24 protein-coding genes are annotated in these 12,867 nt (G+C 44.5%); 1 reads left to right on the forward strand and 23 read right to left on the reverse strand.

The genetic code is table 11. The features are described 5' to 3' along the window. Nucleotides 1-2: 2 nt before the first annotated feature. From H6A28_RS07970 to H6A28_RS08080, 23 genes are all read right to left on the reverse strand, one after another. Nucleotides 3-320 (reverse strand): phage head closure protein, encoded by a 318-nt coding sequence (locus tag H6A28_RS07970; RefSeq protein ID WP_204479710.1) that lies wholly within the window; start codon nucleotides 318-320, stop codon nucleotides 3-5. A 2-nt stretch (nucleotides 321-322) separates the two neighbouring features. After that, nucleotides 323-616 carry a head-tail connector protein gene (locus tag H6A28_RS07975; protein ID WP_204479712.1) on the reverse strand — a complete coding sequence of 98 codons (294 nt, stop codon included), beginning with the start codon at nucleotides 614-616 and terminating at the stop codon, nucleotides 323-325. 48 nt (nucleotides 617-664) lie between these two features. Beyond that, the gene (locus H6A28_RS07980; RefSeq protein ID WP_204479714.1) at nucleotides 665-2,389 is read right to left on the reverse strand and encodes a terminase large subunit domain-containing protein; all 1,725 of its coding nucleotides are present in this window, start codon (nucleotides 2,387-2,389) and stop codon (nucleotides 665-667) included. Then, nucleotides 2,386-2,733 (reverse strand): P27 family phage terminase small subunit, encoded by a 348-nt coding sequence (locus tag H6A28_RS07985; protein WP_204479715.1) that lies wholly within the window; start codon nucleotides 2,731-2,733, stop codon nucleotides 2,386-2,388. The genes H6A28_RS07980 and H6A28_RS07985 overlap by 4 nt, the downstream gene beginning before the upstream one ends. A gap of 172 nt (nucleotides 2,734-2,905) precedes the next feature. After that, entirely contained in the window at nucleotides 2,906-3,241 is a 336-nt protein-coding gene (locus tag H6A28_RS07990; RefSeq protein ID WP_204479717.1) for an HNH endonuclease signature motif containing protein, read from the reverse strand. Then, the gene (locus tag H6A28_RS07995) at nucleotides 3,238-3,522 is read right to left on the reverse strand and encodes a hypothetical protein (RefSeq protein ID WP_204479719.1); all 285 of its coding nucleotides are present in this window, start codon (nucleotides 3,520-3,522) and stop codon (nucleotides 3,238-3,240) included. The genes H6A28_RS07990 and H6A28_RS07995 overlap by 4 nt, the downstream gene beginning before the upstream one ends. Beyond that, nucleotides 3,515-3,793 carry a DUF3127 domain-containing protein gene (locus tag H6A28_RS08000; protein ID WP_204479721.1) on the reverse strand — a complete coding sequence of 93 codons (279 nt, stop codon included), beginning with the start codon at nucleotides 3,791-3,793 and terminating at the stop codon, nucleotides 3,515-3,517. The genes H6A28_RS07995 and H6A28_RS08000 overlap by 8 nt, the downstream gene beginning before the upstream one ends. Before the next feature lie 11 nt (nucleotides 3,794-3,804). Then, entirely contained in the window at nucleotides 3,805-4,050 is a 246-nt protein-coding gene (locus tag H6A28_RS08005) for a hypothetical protein (RefSeq protein WP_204479722.1), read from the reverse strand. A gap of 1 nt (nucleotide 4,051) precedes the next feature. Beyond that, on the reverse strand, nucleotides 4,052-4,333 hold the full coding sequence (locus H6A28_RS08010; protein WP_204479724.1) for a hypothetical protein: 282 nt from the start codon (nucleotides 4,331-4,333) through the stop codon (nucleotides 4,052-4,054). A 71-nt stretch (nucleotides 4,334-4,404) separates the two neighbouring features. Continuing rightward, nucleotides 4,405-4,917: a hypothetical protein gene (locus tag H6A28_RS08015; RefSeq protein WP_239465308.1), complete on the reverse strand. Its 513-nt coding sequence runs from the start codon at nucleotides 4,915-4,917 to the stop codon at nucleotides 4,405-4,407. A 1-nt stretch (nucleotide 4,918) separates the two neighbouring features. Beyond that, nucleotides 4,919-5,326 carry a hypothetical protein gene (locus H6A28_RS08020; protein ID WP_204479725.1) on the reverse strand — a complete coding sequence of 136 codons (408 nt, stop codon included), beginning with the start codon at nucleotides 5,324-5,326 and terminating at the stop codon, nucleotides 4,919-4,921. Nucleotide 5,327: 1 nt separating this feature from the next. After that, nucleotides 5,328-5,579, reverse strand: coding sequence for a hypothetical protein (locus H6A28_RS08025; protein WP_204479726.1), 252 nt, complete (start codon nucleotides 5,577-5,579; stop codon nucleotides 5,328-5,330). After that, the gene (locus H6A28_RS08030) at nucleotides 5,576-6,868 is read right to left on the reverse strand and encodes a PcfJ domain-containing protein (RefSeq protein ID WP_204479727.1); all 1,293 of its coding nucleotides are present in this window, start codon (nucleotides 6,866-6,868) and stop codon (nucleotides 5,576-5,578) included. The genes H6A28_RS08025 and H6A28_RS08030 overlap by 4 nt, the downstream gene beginning before the upstream one ends. Before the next feature lies 1 nt (nucleotide 6,869). Then, on the reverse strand, nucleotides 6,870-7,271 hold the full coding sequence (locus H6A28_RS08035; RefSeq protein WP_204479728.1) for a Cas9 inhibitor AcrIIA9 family protein: 402 nt from the start codon (nucleotides 7,269-7,271) through the stop codon (nucleotides 6,870-6,872). A 2-nt stretch (nucleotides 7,272-7,273) separates the two neighbouring features. Next, nucleotides 7,274-7,465, reverse strand: coding sequence for a hypothetical protein (locus H6A28_RS08040; RefSeq protein WP_204479729.1), 192 nt, complete (start codon nucleotides 7,463-7,465; stop codon nucleotides 7,274-7,276). Nucleotides 7,466-7,637: 172 nt separating this feature from the next. After that, nucleotides 7,638-8,570 (reverse strand): hypothetical protein, encoded by a 933-nt coding sequence (locus H6A28_RS08045; protein ID WP_204479730.1) that lies wholly within the window; start codon nucleotides 8,568-8,570, stop codon nucleotides 7,638-7,640. 10 nt (nucleotides 8,571-8,580) lie between these two features. Next, on the reverse strand, nucleotides 8,581-8,847 hold the full coding sequence (locus H6A28_RS08050; RefSeq protein WP_204479731.1) for a helix-turn-helix domain-containing protein: 267 nt from the start codon (nucleotides 8,845-8,847) through the stop codon (nucleotides 8,581-8,583). Next, entirely contained in the window at nucleotides 8,832-9,284 is a 453-nt protein-coding gene (locus H6A28_RS08055) for a recombination protein NinG (protein WP_204479733.1), read from the reverse strand. The genes H6A28_RS08050 and H6A28_RS08055 overlap by 16 nt, the downstream gene beginning before the upstream one ends. Nucleotides 9,285-9,400: 116 nt before the next feature. Beyond that, nucleotides 9,401-9,622, reverse strand: coding sequence for a hypothetical protein (locus H6A28_RS08060; RefSeq protein WP_204479735.1), 222 nt, complete (start codon nucleotides 9,620-9,622; stop codon nucleotides 9,401-9,403). Further along, entirely contained in the window at nucleotides 9,619-10,956 is a 1,338-nt protein-coding gene (locus H6A28_RS08065) for an A1S_2505 family phage non-structural protein (RefSeq protein WP_204479736.1), read from the reverse strand. The genes H6A28_RS08060 and H6A28_RS08065 overlap by 4 nt, the downstream gene beginning before the upstream one ends. Nucleotides 10,957-10,960: 4 nt before the next feature. Next, nucleotides 10,961-11,419 carry a DUF4494 domain-containing protein gene (locus H6A28_RS08070; RefSeq protein WP_204479738.1) on the reverse strand — a complete coding sequence of 153 codons (459 nt, stop codon included), beginning with the start codon at nucleotides 11,417-11,419 and terminating at the stop codon, nucleotides 10,961-10,963. Nucleotides 11,420-11,440: 21 nt separating this feature from the next. Then, complete coding sequence (locus tag H6A28_RS08075) at nucleotides 11,441-11,686, reverse strand: hypothetical protein (protein ID WP_204479739.1); 246 nt, start codon at nucleotides 11,684-11,686, stop codon at nucleotides 11,441-11,443. A 295-nt stretch (nucleotides 11,687-11,981) separates the two neighbouring features. Next, nucleotides 11,982-12,206 carry a helix-turn-helix domain-containing protein gene (locus H6A28_RS08080; RefSeq protein ID WP_204479740.1) on the reverse strand — a complete coding sequence of 75 codons (225 nt, stop codon included), beginning with the start codon at nucleotides 12,204-12,206 and terminating at the stop codon, nucleotides 11,982-11,984. 42 nt (nucleotides 12,207-12,248) lie between these two features. Between H6A28_RS08080 and H6A28_RS08085 the strand changes: the two genes are divergently transcribed. Next, nucleotides 12,249-12,656: a hypothetical protein gene (locus tag H6A28_RS08085; protein ID WP_204479741.1), complete on the forward strand. Its 408-nt coding sequence runs from the start codon at nucleotides 12,249-12,251 to the stop codon at nucleotides 12,654-12,656. The last annotated feature ends 211 nt before the right edge of the window (nucleotides 12,657-12,867 follow it).

Genomic DNA, 12,867 nt, shown 5'->3' on the forward strand with positions numbered 1-12,867 from the left:
TGCTATTCGTTAATCAGTTCACACTTAATATCCCAGCTCATGTTTTTCCGGTTCCGGTCTATTGAAAGAATACGATAATTCTCACCTCCCCACGACAGCCTCATGTTACGTGTAATTCCAGGTCTGTATCGGATGGATACGTTCTTTATTGCAGTGAACACTGCTTCCCGGTTCTCTTCCTTCAGGTCTCCACTCTTGTCTTGTATTCTCGCACGTGTACGGAGGATAGTTTCCCATTTTCGCGTCTCGCCTCCCAGCTGGTCCCGTTCCACGGTCTCCTGCTGTATCTCTACCCAGTCTCTTAATAATCCTGCCTGCATGGTTATGAAAGTTTACGCCGTTGAATAAGAAGGAAAGTAAGTCCGTAAGGAATCTCGGATGAAACGGCGAAGGCTGCCGGCTCCCTGTTGGCATAGAATCCACCTGCCATAATCCGCACGGCCATCTTCAAGTCTGACGGGAGATTTCCTTCATCATCCGCCAGATTGGAAAGCGGCTGCTGGATATACAATTCTATAGCAGACTCAGCCGCCTCTATAAGTTCAGTGAGGTACTGGTCATCCTCATCATAATCAATGTTAAGGTGACGCTTTAAATCATCTACGGATATGTACATAAGCCTTTTTTACTTTACGTACATATCCCGTATTTTGGTAGCACTTTTTTATCGAATCGGGCGCTCGTAGTTGTTAAACTGGTAGAAAGTCATGATGGCCGTTATCACTCCGTCGATTTTCCGATTGTCAGAAATCTTGATAGGTTTCTTGTTGTCGTTCCGGTCCGTGTCCAGTACCGCGTTTCCAAAGCAGTACCAGTTTATCGGATTGTCGTTGAATGATACCTTGCCTGTACGTAACGCATACTCGAATGACTCTACAGGAGAGTTGAACGCTCCGTAGTTCTGCGGCACCGCACGCAGCACGTCGCGGAATCCGGATGCGGCCAGCATGTTGACGCACTCCTGCGACTTGTACGCATCATAACCCACGCCGACTATGCGGAGCGTACGGCTTCGCTCCAGTATATCCTGCACGATCATCCGGTAGTCTATCACATCTCCCTTGCACAGTTTAAGATATCCGCTTGCTACCCACTGGCTGTACAGCTCCCTGTTCGGATGATTTCTAAGTGCCCCTTCCGGGAAATAGTAGTCCGTATGAATGTGGAAGGAGCGAAGTGTATCGCTGTACAGATTGTACGATACCGCGGAAAAGTCGTCGTGTACGGAGAGGTCCATCGACACCATCGTCATCGGTCCTCCCACAACCTTGTCAAGGTCTACATTACGCTTGCACGCCATAGCCTCATCTGCGGTTATCCATGCCTTCGCGTCATCCATCACGAATATGTTCAGCAGCTTGGTGCGGAAAGCCTTCATGTCCTCATAGCTTCGAAGGGCTTCCCTATACTTGTGCTCGTAATAGTCGGTCTGTATAGTTACCCCCCAGTGAGGTTGTACTTTCTTCCACGTGTCTTCGCTTCCCTCGTCGTCGTCGATGTCCGGCTCGAAGATATGTGCGAACACGCTGTCATCCTCCAGCTTTCCCTCCAGAATGTCCTTATAACCTTGCAACTCTGCATAGAACGGTCCGTTCAACTTCTCCGATGCGGTGGTGATGATGACTGTAAGCGGATTGACACGTGCGCCCATGGAGGAGGTAAGCACGTTCTTCAGCTCCGCGCTGTCTGCCTGTGAGTATTCGTCAAGGATAACCAGTGAGGCGTTGAGTCCATCCAGCTTGTCTGCCTCGGATGCCAGGCACCTGGCAAAACTGCTGCGCCCCGGCATGAGATTGTACACCTTTTCCCGGTTAATCTTGAAACGCCTCATCTTCGGGTCCATGTTCTTCAGGATTCCCTTGATTTCCTTGAAGCATATCTGCGCCTGTTCGTAGCTGTTGGCCGCCACATACGCCTGTGCGTTCGCATCGCCGAACAGCAGGTCGTCGATGGCCAGCGCCGCTACTGAGGTAGTCTTGCTGTACTTTCTTGGGACAAACAGCAGTGCGGTACGGCACAGACGTTTCTCCGGCGTTCGGTAGAAGCCCAGGATGGAGGCGAACTGGAAGACCTGAATCGGGGTAAGCCGGTACCGCGTGACACCCGTCATGCCATTAAACCGGAGCGACTCGTACACAACGATGAACCGACGGACGGCAGACGGACGAAACTCGTAGGTATCGAGCAGGTGAAAGAAGCGGAGCAGGGCCAGCAGTTCATACAGGTTATGCCTGTCCGGACAGCTGCGTACACTGTTTATGTAGACTCTCAACCGAATGTCTGTCTTGTCAAGCGCTGGGTATCCGTCCAGATCAATACATTCCAGCTTATTCGCCGTATCCGTTTTCAAGTCTCTTAACCTCTGCTTCTCCTGCTCGTCGAGTATCATTCCTCCTCCTTTCGGGCTCTGTCCAGCATGTCTTCCAGCGGGTCGTTGTCTCCAGTAGATAATGTTCCAAGTGTCAGTCCCAACTCACGAAGTGAACGTCTTACCATTTCCTGTGCATCTTTCAATACCTTGAAGGCAGGGTGGGGAACCAATTTCTCATTTCCCTCCCGTGTGATTTCCGTCAGGAAGGTACAGGTAAGGCTTTCGATATCCCTCTGTGCAAGCAGGAACGCATAGTAAGAACCTGCGGCCATGGATATACAGGTTTCGAGATCCTTGGAGTAGGTGTTCTGGTTCTTCAGGGCTTTCCTGATTCTGCTTTTAATGCTTGTAATTTTTTCCATATCCTCAACCGTGAAAAAGTATTAAACCCCCTCGGATTCAAAATTGCCCGCGCGTGTAAACTTTAAGCGCACGGGGTTCAATCATTTTTAAAGTATTTTAAAAAATACCCCCCCGGGGATTTGTCGTTAATCTCTGCTAATGATTGATGGCAAACAGTCTTTCGGGCGTCTTTCAGTCGAGATACTTGCTTATAAACCTCTTTGTCTCACGTTCAGAGCTGGCCTTCGCGGACTCCTTGCCTCTACTATGCATGCGTTCATGCGTTTTTTGGTGGCACTTTTCACACAGGCTTCTCAGATTTGTATAGTCGAAGGCCAGCCGCTCCATCTCTGAAATACTGTGCGCGCTTTCTATCGGCACGATATGGTGTACCTCTGTGGCCAGCGTGGCCCTGTCGTCCAGCAGGCAGTCCTCACACAGCGGGTTGCGGGCTATTTTGATGGCCCGCAGCTCCCGCCAGCGTTTGGACGTAATCAACCTTCTGTAATCCTTACTCCGACTGCTCATAGGTCTGTACTTTTCTTGACTGGCCTCGCCTTACGGTATCGTATCGGCAGTTTCGGTGTTCCCATATCATCGAACATCTGCACTATTTCATCAGGAACCGGTTCATCTATTGGATCATGTTCTTTATCAACTGCTCGTAGAAATGAGTAACACAGATAATTTTGCAGTTGGTATATAGATTTAAATCCATATTTTTCACATATATCTTTCAATCTCTTATAATCTGCAAGTGTGACTCTTGCTACAATCTGTACCGTTTGTATTCGTTTCTTCCTATTCATTCTCAACCAGTTTTATTCTCCATGCTCTGATATTGTTGTACAGCCTTCCATTGAACTCTGTGACATGGCAGTTATAATCTACCTCAACCTTCTGGCCAACTGCCAGCCATTGGTTATTGACATCTTCTCCCATCACATCGAAAGCCAGCGACTGGGCGTATTTCCCTCCATCAGTTTCTACTACTGCTGTACGCTTTAGGATTATTCTTTTATCCTTTGTAGTAATTTGTTCTATATCTTTCACTACTATTATTTGTCCTTTGATATTCATTTCTCCTCCTTTTATCGGTTACAAATTTCATTCATTGCTTCATTCCATGGAATCTCCCCAAGGTATTTCAAGCAGGCATCCCAACCAGCGTCAAATCCTTTCGCAAATTCATCCGCATAACATTCATAGTCACAATCGTGTGCAGTGTTTTTCCCTTCGCAAAATCGGCAATAATCACGCTCACTGCAGGCATATTTTCCGTTACACAGGTATTCCTTCTGTACGGCTTCTCTTAGCATATTTTCTTTTCTTGTCATATCATTCCTTCTTTGATTTTTTTATTAATAATCTTGCCATTTTATCAAGCTTGGTAGGCGGCATCCATCCACTTTTTGAGCGAATGTATCTTTTGGCATCATTTAGGTCGTTAGCCTTTTCTCTCGCCAAATGGCATTTTCTTAATATATTACCCAGGCTTCTCATAGCTTCTTCAGCATCCTGTTTGTATTCCTCAGAATAGGAACCTTCCAATGCGTCTCTAATCTGTTCCAATCCGAAGTCTATTGCATTAACTTCCTTTTCAGTGATTGATATTTGCATTTTAATTCTCCTTTCCACCTATCCCAGCAGCCACCACATGACTGCCAGGAACAGGTAATACAATTTAGTTTTCATTGATTATTTCTCCTTCTTTCAACTAATAATTCTAACCTCTTCTCACACTCTGCACATTCAAGTTTCTTGCGCTCCAGCTTCTCCCGGAACTTAACCAGTTCCTCGTCCGTATTCTCGTCAAAGAACATGTTTTTATGGCGGTTTTGCTCAATATAGTTCTTCATTATCCGTTCCGCTTTCGTTATCTGAGCTTTTGCAGAAATCAGTTTGGAAAGGCAGGAACTCACTTCAAGCGACTCTCCTGAACGATTGTCGTAGTAGTAAAAAGAAGTATACACATCATTCCTCGGATACTGGCATTGCAATCTGGCCACCCTCCATCTGATTACCCACATTCTTCTTTCGTACACTTCACGAGGAAGGTCGTAGGTGTATAGGATGACAGATTGATGGCCGTAACCATAGCAGATGCTGATTTGCACCCAATTCTCGATTTTCAGCTCCTTTTCAGCTTTTGCCAAATCCTTTGCGAACTGATAATAATAACTCAAACTTTCCTGCTTTCCCATATCATTCAAATTTTAGTTCAAGTTGGCTACTCGGTTCTTTATAACCCGGATTGGCCAACATAAAAGCCCTCCGTAAAGCTTCCGCAATCTTCTCACGAACAGCCTTAGATACATGGTTCTTGTCCGATTCGCTGTTGATAAGCAAGCATCTTTCAAGGCTCCCGTTTATAGGTCTCTCGTCGAGAAACAAACTGTATTCTGTAAATATCCGGTTCTGACGTTTCCCATCATCCATTTCTTCATCAGTCTGGTACCGCTCAAATACGGTGTCTTGAATTGTTCTCAGACATCTTTGTCCTCTCTCACTCCTGCATCCAAGCATTTCGTTTTCAAACATGACCGACAAAGCACGCTTTTTCCTTACGCCTCCAATTCTAGCCCATCCATAATAAACTTTCAGCTTTCCCATATCATATCGTCGTTACACAATCAAAGTCCTTCCCATACATGATATAGGCTCCACGACTCCGGAGTTCGGCCACCAGCTGCTCGTTGGTGTATCTGGCCAGCCGTCCATGAAGCCTGTCCTGCTTTCTTCTTTCAGACGTGTGTCTGCTCTCACATAACCGGCACCTGCTGGTGTAATGGATGCCGGATTTCGTTTCATAGGCACGGAACTTGCTTTCCGGAAGGTTCCGGCCACACTCGATACAAACTTTCATGACGCAGCCCTCCTTATAATCTCAGCCATATTATTCTCCATTATCCGAATAATCTGCTTATGGTATTTACTATCTTCGTTACAAACACCACGGGACTGCACTATCTTGAATGTATTCAGGTTTACCTCGATAGTCTCCAGGCGTTTTCCGTTCTTCCTTGCGGATAACACCAGACTTTCTTTTCTTGCATAATAGGCGCAGTTATATACACAGTGGTGCATCGTTTTCCACTCCTGATAATACTGGGTGACGCTTTCCAAAGGACAGATAACTATTCCCTCATCCTTTATCTGTAAACCAAGGAATGGCTGTATCTTTTTCCAGAAAACTGCGATATTCCGCTTTAGTTCCTTCTCCTTCTTCATGCGTTCAATCCTTTCGCGTTCCATCCTTTCCCTGGCTTCAATCTTTTGCTTCCTCTTTAGCAATTCATCATGTGCCTTCTTCAGGTCTTTTGGGCATACATAGTGAGCATTATGGGTATCAAGGTGGAAATAGTCAAGCAGACGCAAGTAGTCATCATACATGGAACCATCCTTGATGATGTATCCATTACGGTTGCAGATATTCACTGCCCACGGATGAGATAGTCCACCCCGATACATGTAGAACTCCAGCATACTATATTGACGTGTCTTAATAAGCATTTCAGCATATTTATTTTCACCTAACAAGCCACGTATCAACACCGCTGGAGTAACACCATGAAACGAAGTGCGAAGGCCATTTCTGCGAAGAATCGGCAGCACATTTACTTTCGGATACACATAGCCGTCTATGTCGTATGAATGTGGATAGTATATATTTCCGCTCTGCTTGAGACTCATGTCTGTAGTATGAATCCAACCTCTACACCCCATATTCATAGCTTTGGCGATAACAATCTCTTTGTTGTCAGAAGTTATCCACTGTTGGCATACCTCATCGATGAAATAATGTGTGTCACGTTCTTTCCTTGCATACCTGGCTGTGTAAAAGTGACGGAGCACCTGAAAATCTCCTGATGTAGTAACGACTGTCAGATAGCTTACTGCATTATCCTTGGTCTTACGGCTTACTTTAACTTCCAACCTTTCACCGCAGTAAGGACACTTGATGTACCCTTCCTTCTGGCCAGTTACATCAACCCACATCTTTCCACATTCGCTGCACCACATTTCATCCTTACAGCGGTAAGCATTATGCGGAAAACAATGCTTCTTTCCCCATCTTATCTGGGCTTCTGTTATCGCTGGCAGCTTACTGCTCAATTCGACCACCAGCCTTTCACGTTTCGTTCTTGGCTTCATATTATTCAAAACTGAATAGTGACAACTGCCGTTCATCAAACAGTTCCTGCTTCGTTTTCTTCCTTGCAGGTTTTTGTTTCACCGACTTTTCTTCTTTGACTGGTTCTTGTACTACTGGTTCCTGTACTATAGCCGGGGCGACTACCTCCACACGTTCTTTCACATCTTCAACCTTGATGTTGTCCTCATCGTAGTAGTGTACGGCCCATCCATAGACTGTGGCATCATCCACCCCGACTGCATTTTCTCCCTTTGCCAGCTTCCTGGCTTGTGAGTAGATGTACTTGATACATTCCTCGATACTCTTGTTCGCCTTCTTATACACCTCTGCAAAGAGTGAATCTTCCTTTGCTCGCTTATCCAAGTATATCTTGATAGCTTGTTCCATGCTCAGTGTTCCCATAACTATTTCTTTCTTATCTGAATCAAACCTTTTTTCTCTTCTTCCTGCAAGTTCCTGATGTCATCCTTTGATAGCATACATTCAACTTCTCTATTGATGTTGTATCCGGTAGGTAAGGAGTATTCAGCCTGTATTCTTGCTATTTCGTCTTTCCTGTTAGTCGCATAACAGATTGTTCGTTTCTCTTTTTCCATTCTCTTGTTTTTAAGGTTTACCGACCAGCTAATGGCTGTATAGGACAAGTTACCTGGTAAGATAACCGGACACAAAATAACTCCCTAAATGAAACAAATGCTGTTTCATTACGTTTCACGAAAAAGTTATTTATTTGATTTTCAGCCATATTCCTATATGCCTATAAGGTCATTAATTTTTTGCCTCATTGAAAAGGCTCAGTAACTTGGTTTTATACTCAATCTCATGGGGTGATTGGACCATCCTGAAATGGCATTTAATCTCATCCCATGAGTTGATGAACTCTCTAATGGTACGATATTGCTTGTCAGTCAGATGGCCTGACTTCCAACGCTCGTATGTACTTCTCAGGTAGTCATCCCTTCCCAGCCTCAACAAAGCCTCAGCCTTATCTATCTGGCTTGATTTGATACCTTTGTCAGCGGTTAGCCTCTGCCTGAATCCTATTGTGGCCCAGTCCCGGTAGAAGGTATGGATAATGTTGTATATCGACTTCTCAGAGAAAAAATCAATCAGGCTGACAGACTGTCTCCTGTATATGGTTTCAATCCTTAGAATATTACCTTCACACAGTCTGCCCTTATCGCGTGCCTCAAATCCTTTGTCGTAAATCTTGAAAACCTTCTTGATGTTCTTCGATTTCTCCGTTGTTTTTTGTCTGTTCTTTTCAAAGTTCGCATCATTGAAAAGCTCCCTGTTTCTCAGTACGCCAATAGACTCGGCCAGCGATATGTATTCAATCGGATCATGGTCGACTGGTATGTTCAATCCAACTTCATAGTATGTGATTCTTACCTGTTCCGGGTTTATATCCCATTCATCCAGCAGCTCTGATATAATCTGTTTGGCATCCGATATGGTGAACATCTGAGAGTTGTCCAGCGTGCCATATCTGGACCTCCAGAATAGCTTATGCAGTGAGCATTTAATCTGTGCCGTTCTTCCTCGTATCTTCCACCATATACCCTCGATGTTGCTTAATGCCGATGACTGATAATAGATTTCGTTTCCCTCCGCACATTGTATCAGATGGTGCTTCCTGGCTATCCTTTCTGCATCACGTACAAAGTCAATCCGTGCATTAAAAATCATCTTGTCAAACATGTTGTTTCAATTATATCTTTCCTTCATTCAGCAGCGTCTGAATCTCATCCTTATTCGCTACCATTTTCCCTCCAACAAGGTATGTCTTTATCTTTCCTTCACTTCTTAACCTCCATAATGTAGTGCGCGATATGTTGAGCCAATCGCACAGCTCCGAAATGGAAACATAGTCCGTTTCACGGCTATACAGCGTTTCCACTTTCTGCTGAATTTCCTTTATTTGCTTCTTCATCTCGTCCCACTCACTTTGAGGTACGGTTATCATTTCCTGTCCCATTTTGCCTCCTCCAGCTTTTTGACCTCAGCTTTGTAATGGCTTATCAGAGCTTTCAGCTCAAAATCACTCAGCTTGCAGGTCTGGTTCTTCTTTGCTTCAAGTAAGAGCACCCGGCTCAGGCCGATTTTATTTATCAGCCGTTCCCGGTAGTTGTAGATGTTTCCTTCATCAAACCGATTGCAGAACTTACATTGCGCATGGCAGTTTTCTTCATCAAATCTGGTTGACATGTGACCTCTGTTGATGTAGTGGCCACAATCAGCCTCATCGTATGACTTAATTTTTCCACAGCTGATACAGCGGAAAAACAGTTCTCCATTGCTTACAAATGAATCCCTCAGCCGGATGTACTTTGAAAACCATCTGTCCAGCGTTGCTACCAGTTTCTGATGCTCCGTCTTTCCTGATGTCTTGCTTTTTCGTTTATTGTTCCACATACTTCTAAAAGAATCACTGGCTCCCAATCTCATTACCTTTACCCTACAATCAACCTTAAACACTACACTATGAGATTATTCGTTATCCTGATGGAGCCAGTGATTTCCATTCTTTATTACTCAATAAATGCCGTGGCCGGATCATCCAGTTCAATCTGATATAAACCAACTGCCACTTTCCTCACACGCTTTACTTTCGTTATGACTGAGTTAACCTCATCATCATCCATCACTTCCACGATGTCACCCACATCGACCTCGTATCTGGTTGTGATAGGAGAGAGGTTGCCCGATTTTATTCTTTTCATCACTGATGGATGTACATATATTGTTCTCATACTTCTTCCAATTTCCCATCCACAATTTTATACCATGTATCTGGCTTTACATTGATTCCATCAACTACCACTGCTTTCCATGATTTTATTTCAAAATTTTCTTCCTCTTCTTCTGCAATTACCAATATTGCTCCCATTCCTCCTTTTACTTTCACTCCATTTCCACGAGCAACTGCAAGACCATTTTCTCCTACAGATGATGCACCTCTTGATGTGGCCGCACCACTATCACCGGCAGTGGCCGCACCATAAGAACCGGCAGTGGCCGCACCATAAGAACCGGCAGTGGCCGCACCATAAGAACCGGCAGTGGCCGCACCACTATCACCGGCAGTGGCCGCACCATAAGAACCGGCAGTGGCCGCACCATAAGAACCGGCAGTGGCCGCACCACTATCACCGGCAGTGGCCGCACCATAAGAACCGGCAGTGGCCGCACCATAAGAACCGGCAGTGGCCGCACCATAAGAACCGGCAGTGGCCGCACCATAAGAACCGGCAGTGGCCGCACCATAAGAACCGGCAGTGGCCGCACCACGATAACCGGCAGTGGCCGCACCATAAGAACCGGCAGTGGCCGCACCATAAGAACCGGCAGTGGCCGCTTTTCCTTCTTCGGCATTATGTTTGTTTGTACATCTCTTTTTCGTGTACTCTATTGCAGCTTTCACTATCCCTGCTATTCCAATTTCCGCCTTAATCTTCAAATCAGAAACTGCAATCTTTGTGTCTCCGCTATCATTTGATATAGAACCTGAACCCTCTACTTCACAAAAACGGCTATTGGCTGGGGGATAATACCCGAACACATCAAGCGGATACTTACAATAATGTAATCCTGATTCACATGCCTGTATATTTCCATCCTCATGATAATCCTTTCCAACCTCATACTGGAATCCACGGCATTGCATATTTTCATTAAACCCCTTGAATCCTGGTATGTGTGTAAATTCTTCTGGAATAATCACATTTGCAGGAATATCCCGACAATTAACTACCGTAGCAATGTCCGACAACTCATATCCGGCAATTCCGCAACCTATCTTGGTCATATAAAATGTATTTTCCGGATGTTTGTCTGCATATTCATAAAATCTCCTTATAGATTTTTCCAAATCTGTTAGGTTGATACGTTCCATCTCCTTATCCAGCGTTGGAATAGCATACGACTGTCCTTGAATCCCTTCTGGATTCCCCATTTCTGCACCGAATTTCTGTACAGCCAAATAAGCTGCACCACCGGCATGATTACCATTCATGTTTGATCCGAAAACAAATACTTCGTTTTCTTTCAACTCTATAATATTCTCAGGTGTATATTTCTTTTTCATATTCCTATTTCGTTTCTTCTGTTTCAGACTCTGTTTCGTATGTGTACACATCCATGAGGGCCGTTTCAGATACGGACTCTACAATGTAGTCCGACAGTGTTCCCTTCATCCGTTCATGGAAATACTTCTCCGCATTGACCGTACTGTCTGACTTAACCAGTGCATACCAGCCGGACCGCTTTTCTTTGCCTGACCTCTCATCAACGGTGATAAAGTTTGCTTTTACCTTATACCACTTGTCATCATGTTCCTTGTCGCTGTTGAAATACTCTCTGTAGTTGGCCAGCTTTATTGCTGTCACCTTAAACTCATCTGTGATGAATGGCCGCATTTCTTCAATGATACGCGATTCAGCTTCTGTAAAGCTCATAGCGTCTACCAGATACAACTCGTTTACTTTCTTTCTCATTCCGTTCTCCATCGTTTTTTCGTAACGGATTTTACATTCAAACCATGTTCCCATTTTCTATTACATTTTAGGTTATCACTTAAATACTGTTGATTTAGCATCCAGCTTGTATCCATCCCATACCTCTGGACGTGTGGTCATCACATACCCGTTCGGGATGTGTACTTTGTGGACTTGCTTCATTGAACTTATTCTGCTTATCTGCTCCTTTGCATGCTCCAGATGCTCGTTCATCTCCACGTGTGATGGCGGATCGGCATTGGTAAGGGAGGACAAAACAATCATGTCATCCCCTTTACCTTGATTTCTGTTTGTTTCCATTGTATTATGTTTTTGATGATGTTTCTTTAGAATGTCCCGGCCCACAACTGGACCGGGACGAAATGAGTTAAAGTATGATGTATAGCGCATCACTGCGGTAGTTTCTTCTCCATTGTCTGCACATACCTAATTACATCGTATGCGCTCTCTGTGGTATCAGGCGTCTCAATATGGAACCCTTCATCTTCCGTGCTTTTGAAATGCACTGCATCCTGATAGTCGCATGTTCCGGCGATGGCTATAAGGACCAGAATTCCGAGGCATAGAAGCGCCCCCTTAGTCATGTCATTCAGTTTCATAGATTCAGATAATAATTGGTTAATTCTCTTTTACTGTAGTACACGCATCCGTCTTTCTTGTGGGATGGTATCTGTGTCTTGGACCTCCGCTGCTGCAGGGCGTTCAGGCTTATACCTAAGTATTCCGCCGCCTGCTTGGGAGTCATAAGCTCGTCTGTCATCTGCAGCACCTGTTCTGCCACCTTCGCTGCCAGTCTGTTTATGTCCGAACTTGTCATCATATTGGTTATCTTTGTGGTATTATTCACTAAATCATTATTCTCATGGCAATCAAACTTATTACACCCCAAATGAAGGACTTAGCCTTAGAGTATCTGCTTTCATTCAATGACAGTGAGGTATATCCTAAAACCTCAGAAGTTGTCAAGTATTCCGGATGTCTTCAATTTCAAGTAAAGATGATTTTTGACGAATTTGAAAACTTGGATTTAATAAGCCAGACTCATACAAGCGATTATCTTATAATTGAAATCAAAGGAAAAGCATACGATTTCTATGCCCATGGCGGATTTACTGCACAAGAAGAATTGCTAAAGGCCAATATCAATAAATTGGGATATGAGTTGGACGTTCTATCCAAAGAACTTGAGCCAAAGTATCTTGAAAAAGCCAATCAGCTTTCTTCTATTGCAATGGCTATCCTTTCTGCTCTCACTCTCTTTAAGTCCTAACAGAAAGCGGTCCAACTGCCGGAACACATCTTCTTTGGCACGAAATATCTTGGTAGTCATCTTGTCCTCATATAGCAGTCGGTCATTGGAATAAACCTTTCGTATTCTGTACCGTACAATTTCCGGGACTCCTGCCTTGTGTTCGTGCCACGTCTCTATCCGTATCACGGACGACATTACACATTCTGTCTTTTCTTTTTCCATACTTCCT

The organism is Bacteroides mediterraneensis, from assembly GCF_016900355.1.
Taxonomy (GTDB): Bacteria; Bacteroidota; Bacteroidia; order Bacteroidales; family Bacteroidaceae; genus Phocaeicola.

Coding starts and splice junctions, on each gene's coding strand:
- H6A28_RS08075 (WP_204479739.1), bottom strand. CDS start 11,686: ATGGAAACAAACAGAAATCAAGGTAAAGGGGATGACATGATTGTTTTG.
- H6A28_RS08070 (WP_204479738.1), bottom strand. CDS start 11,419: ATGGGAACATGGTTTGAATGTAAAATCCGTTACGAAAAAACGATGGAG.
- H6A28_RS08025 (WP_204479726.1), bottom strand. CDS start 5,579: ATGAAAGTTTGTATCGAGTGTGGCCGGAACCTTCCGGAAAGCAAGTTC.
- H6A28_RS07970 (WP_204479710.1), bottom strand. CDS start 320: ATGCAGGCAGGATTATTAAGAGACTGGGTAGAGATACAGCAGGAGACC.
- H6A28_RS08035 (WP_204479728.1), bottom strand. CDS start 7,271: ATGGGAACACTGAGCATGGAACAAGCTATCAAGATATACTTGGATAAG.
- H6A28_RS07990 (WP_204479717.1), bottom strand. CDS start 3,241: ATGAGCAGTCGGAGTAAGGATTACAGAAGGTTGATTACGTCCAAACGC.
- H6A28_RS07980 (WP_204479714.1), bottom strand. CDS start 2,389: ATGATACTCGACGAGCAGGAGAAGCAGAGGTTAAGAGACTTGAAAACG.
- H6A28_RS08020 (WP_204479725.1), bottom strand. CDS start 5,326: ATGGGAAAGCTGAAAGTTTATTATGGATGGGCTAGAATTGGAGGCGTA.
- H6A28_RS08030 (WP_204479727.1), bottom strand. CDS start 6,868: ATGAAGCCAAGAACGAAACGTGAAAGGCTGGTGGTCGAATTGAGCAGT.
- H6A28_RS08010 (WP_204479724.1), bottom strand. CDS start 4,333: ATGCAAATATCAATCACTGAAAAGGAAGTTAATGCAATAGACTTCGGA.
- H6A28_RS08055 (WP_204479733.1), bottom strand. CDS start 9,284: ATGTGGAACAATAAACGAAAAAGCAAGACATCAGGAAAGACGGAGCAT.
- H6A28_RS08000 (WP_204479721.1), bottom strand. CDS start 3,793: ATGAATATCAAAGGACAAATAATAGTAGTGAAAGATATAGAACAAATT.
- H6A28_RS08085 (WP_204479741.1), top strand. CDS start 12,249: ATGGCAATCAAACTTATTACACCCCAAATGAAGGACTTAGCCTTAGAG.
- H6A28_RS08040 (WP_204479729.1), bottom strand. CDS start 7,465: ATGGAAAAAGAGAAACGAACAATCTGTTATGCGACTAACAGGAAAGAC.
- H6A28_RS08005 (WP_204479722.1), bottom strand. CDS start 4,050: ATGACAAGAAAAGAAAATATGCTAAGAGAAGCCGTACAGAAGGAATAC.
- H6A28_RS08045 (WP_204479730.1), bottom strand. CDS start 8,570: ATGTTTGACAAGATGATTTTTAATGCACGGATTGACTTTGTACGTGAT.
- H6A28_RS07985 (WP_204479715.1), bottom strand. CDS start 2,733: ATGGAAAAAATTACAAGCATTAAAAGCAGAATCAGGAAAGCCCTGAAG.
- H6A28_RS08050 (WP_204479731.1), bottom strand. CDS start 8,847: ATGGGACAGGAAATGATAACCGTACCTCAAAGTGAGTGGGACGAGATG.
- H6A28_RS07975 (WP_204479712.1), bottom strand. CDS start 616: ATGTACATATCCGTAGATGATTTAAAGCGTCACCTTAACATTGATTAT.
- H6A28_RS07995 (WP_204479719.1), bottom strand. CDS start 3,522: ATGAATAGGAAGAAACGAATACAAACGGTACAGATTGTAGCAAGAGTC.
- H6A28_RS08015 (WP_239465308.1), bottom strand. CDS start 4,917: ATGGGAAAGCAGGAAAGTTTGAGTTATTATTATCAGTTCGCAAAGGAT.
- H6A28_RS08080 (WP_204479740.1), bottom strand. CDS start 12,206: ATGATGACAAGTTCGGACATAAACAGACTGGCAGCGAAGGTGGCAGAA.
- H6A28_RS08060 (WP_204479735.1), bottom strand. CDS start 9,622: ATGAGAACAATATATGTACATCCATCAGTGATGAAAAGAATAAAATCG.
- H6A28_RS08065 (WP_204479736.1), bottom strand. CDS start 10,956: ATGAAAAAGAAATATACACCTGAGAATATTATAGAGTTGAAAGAAAAC.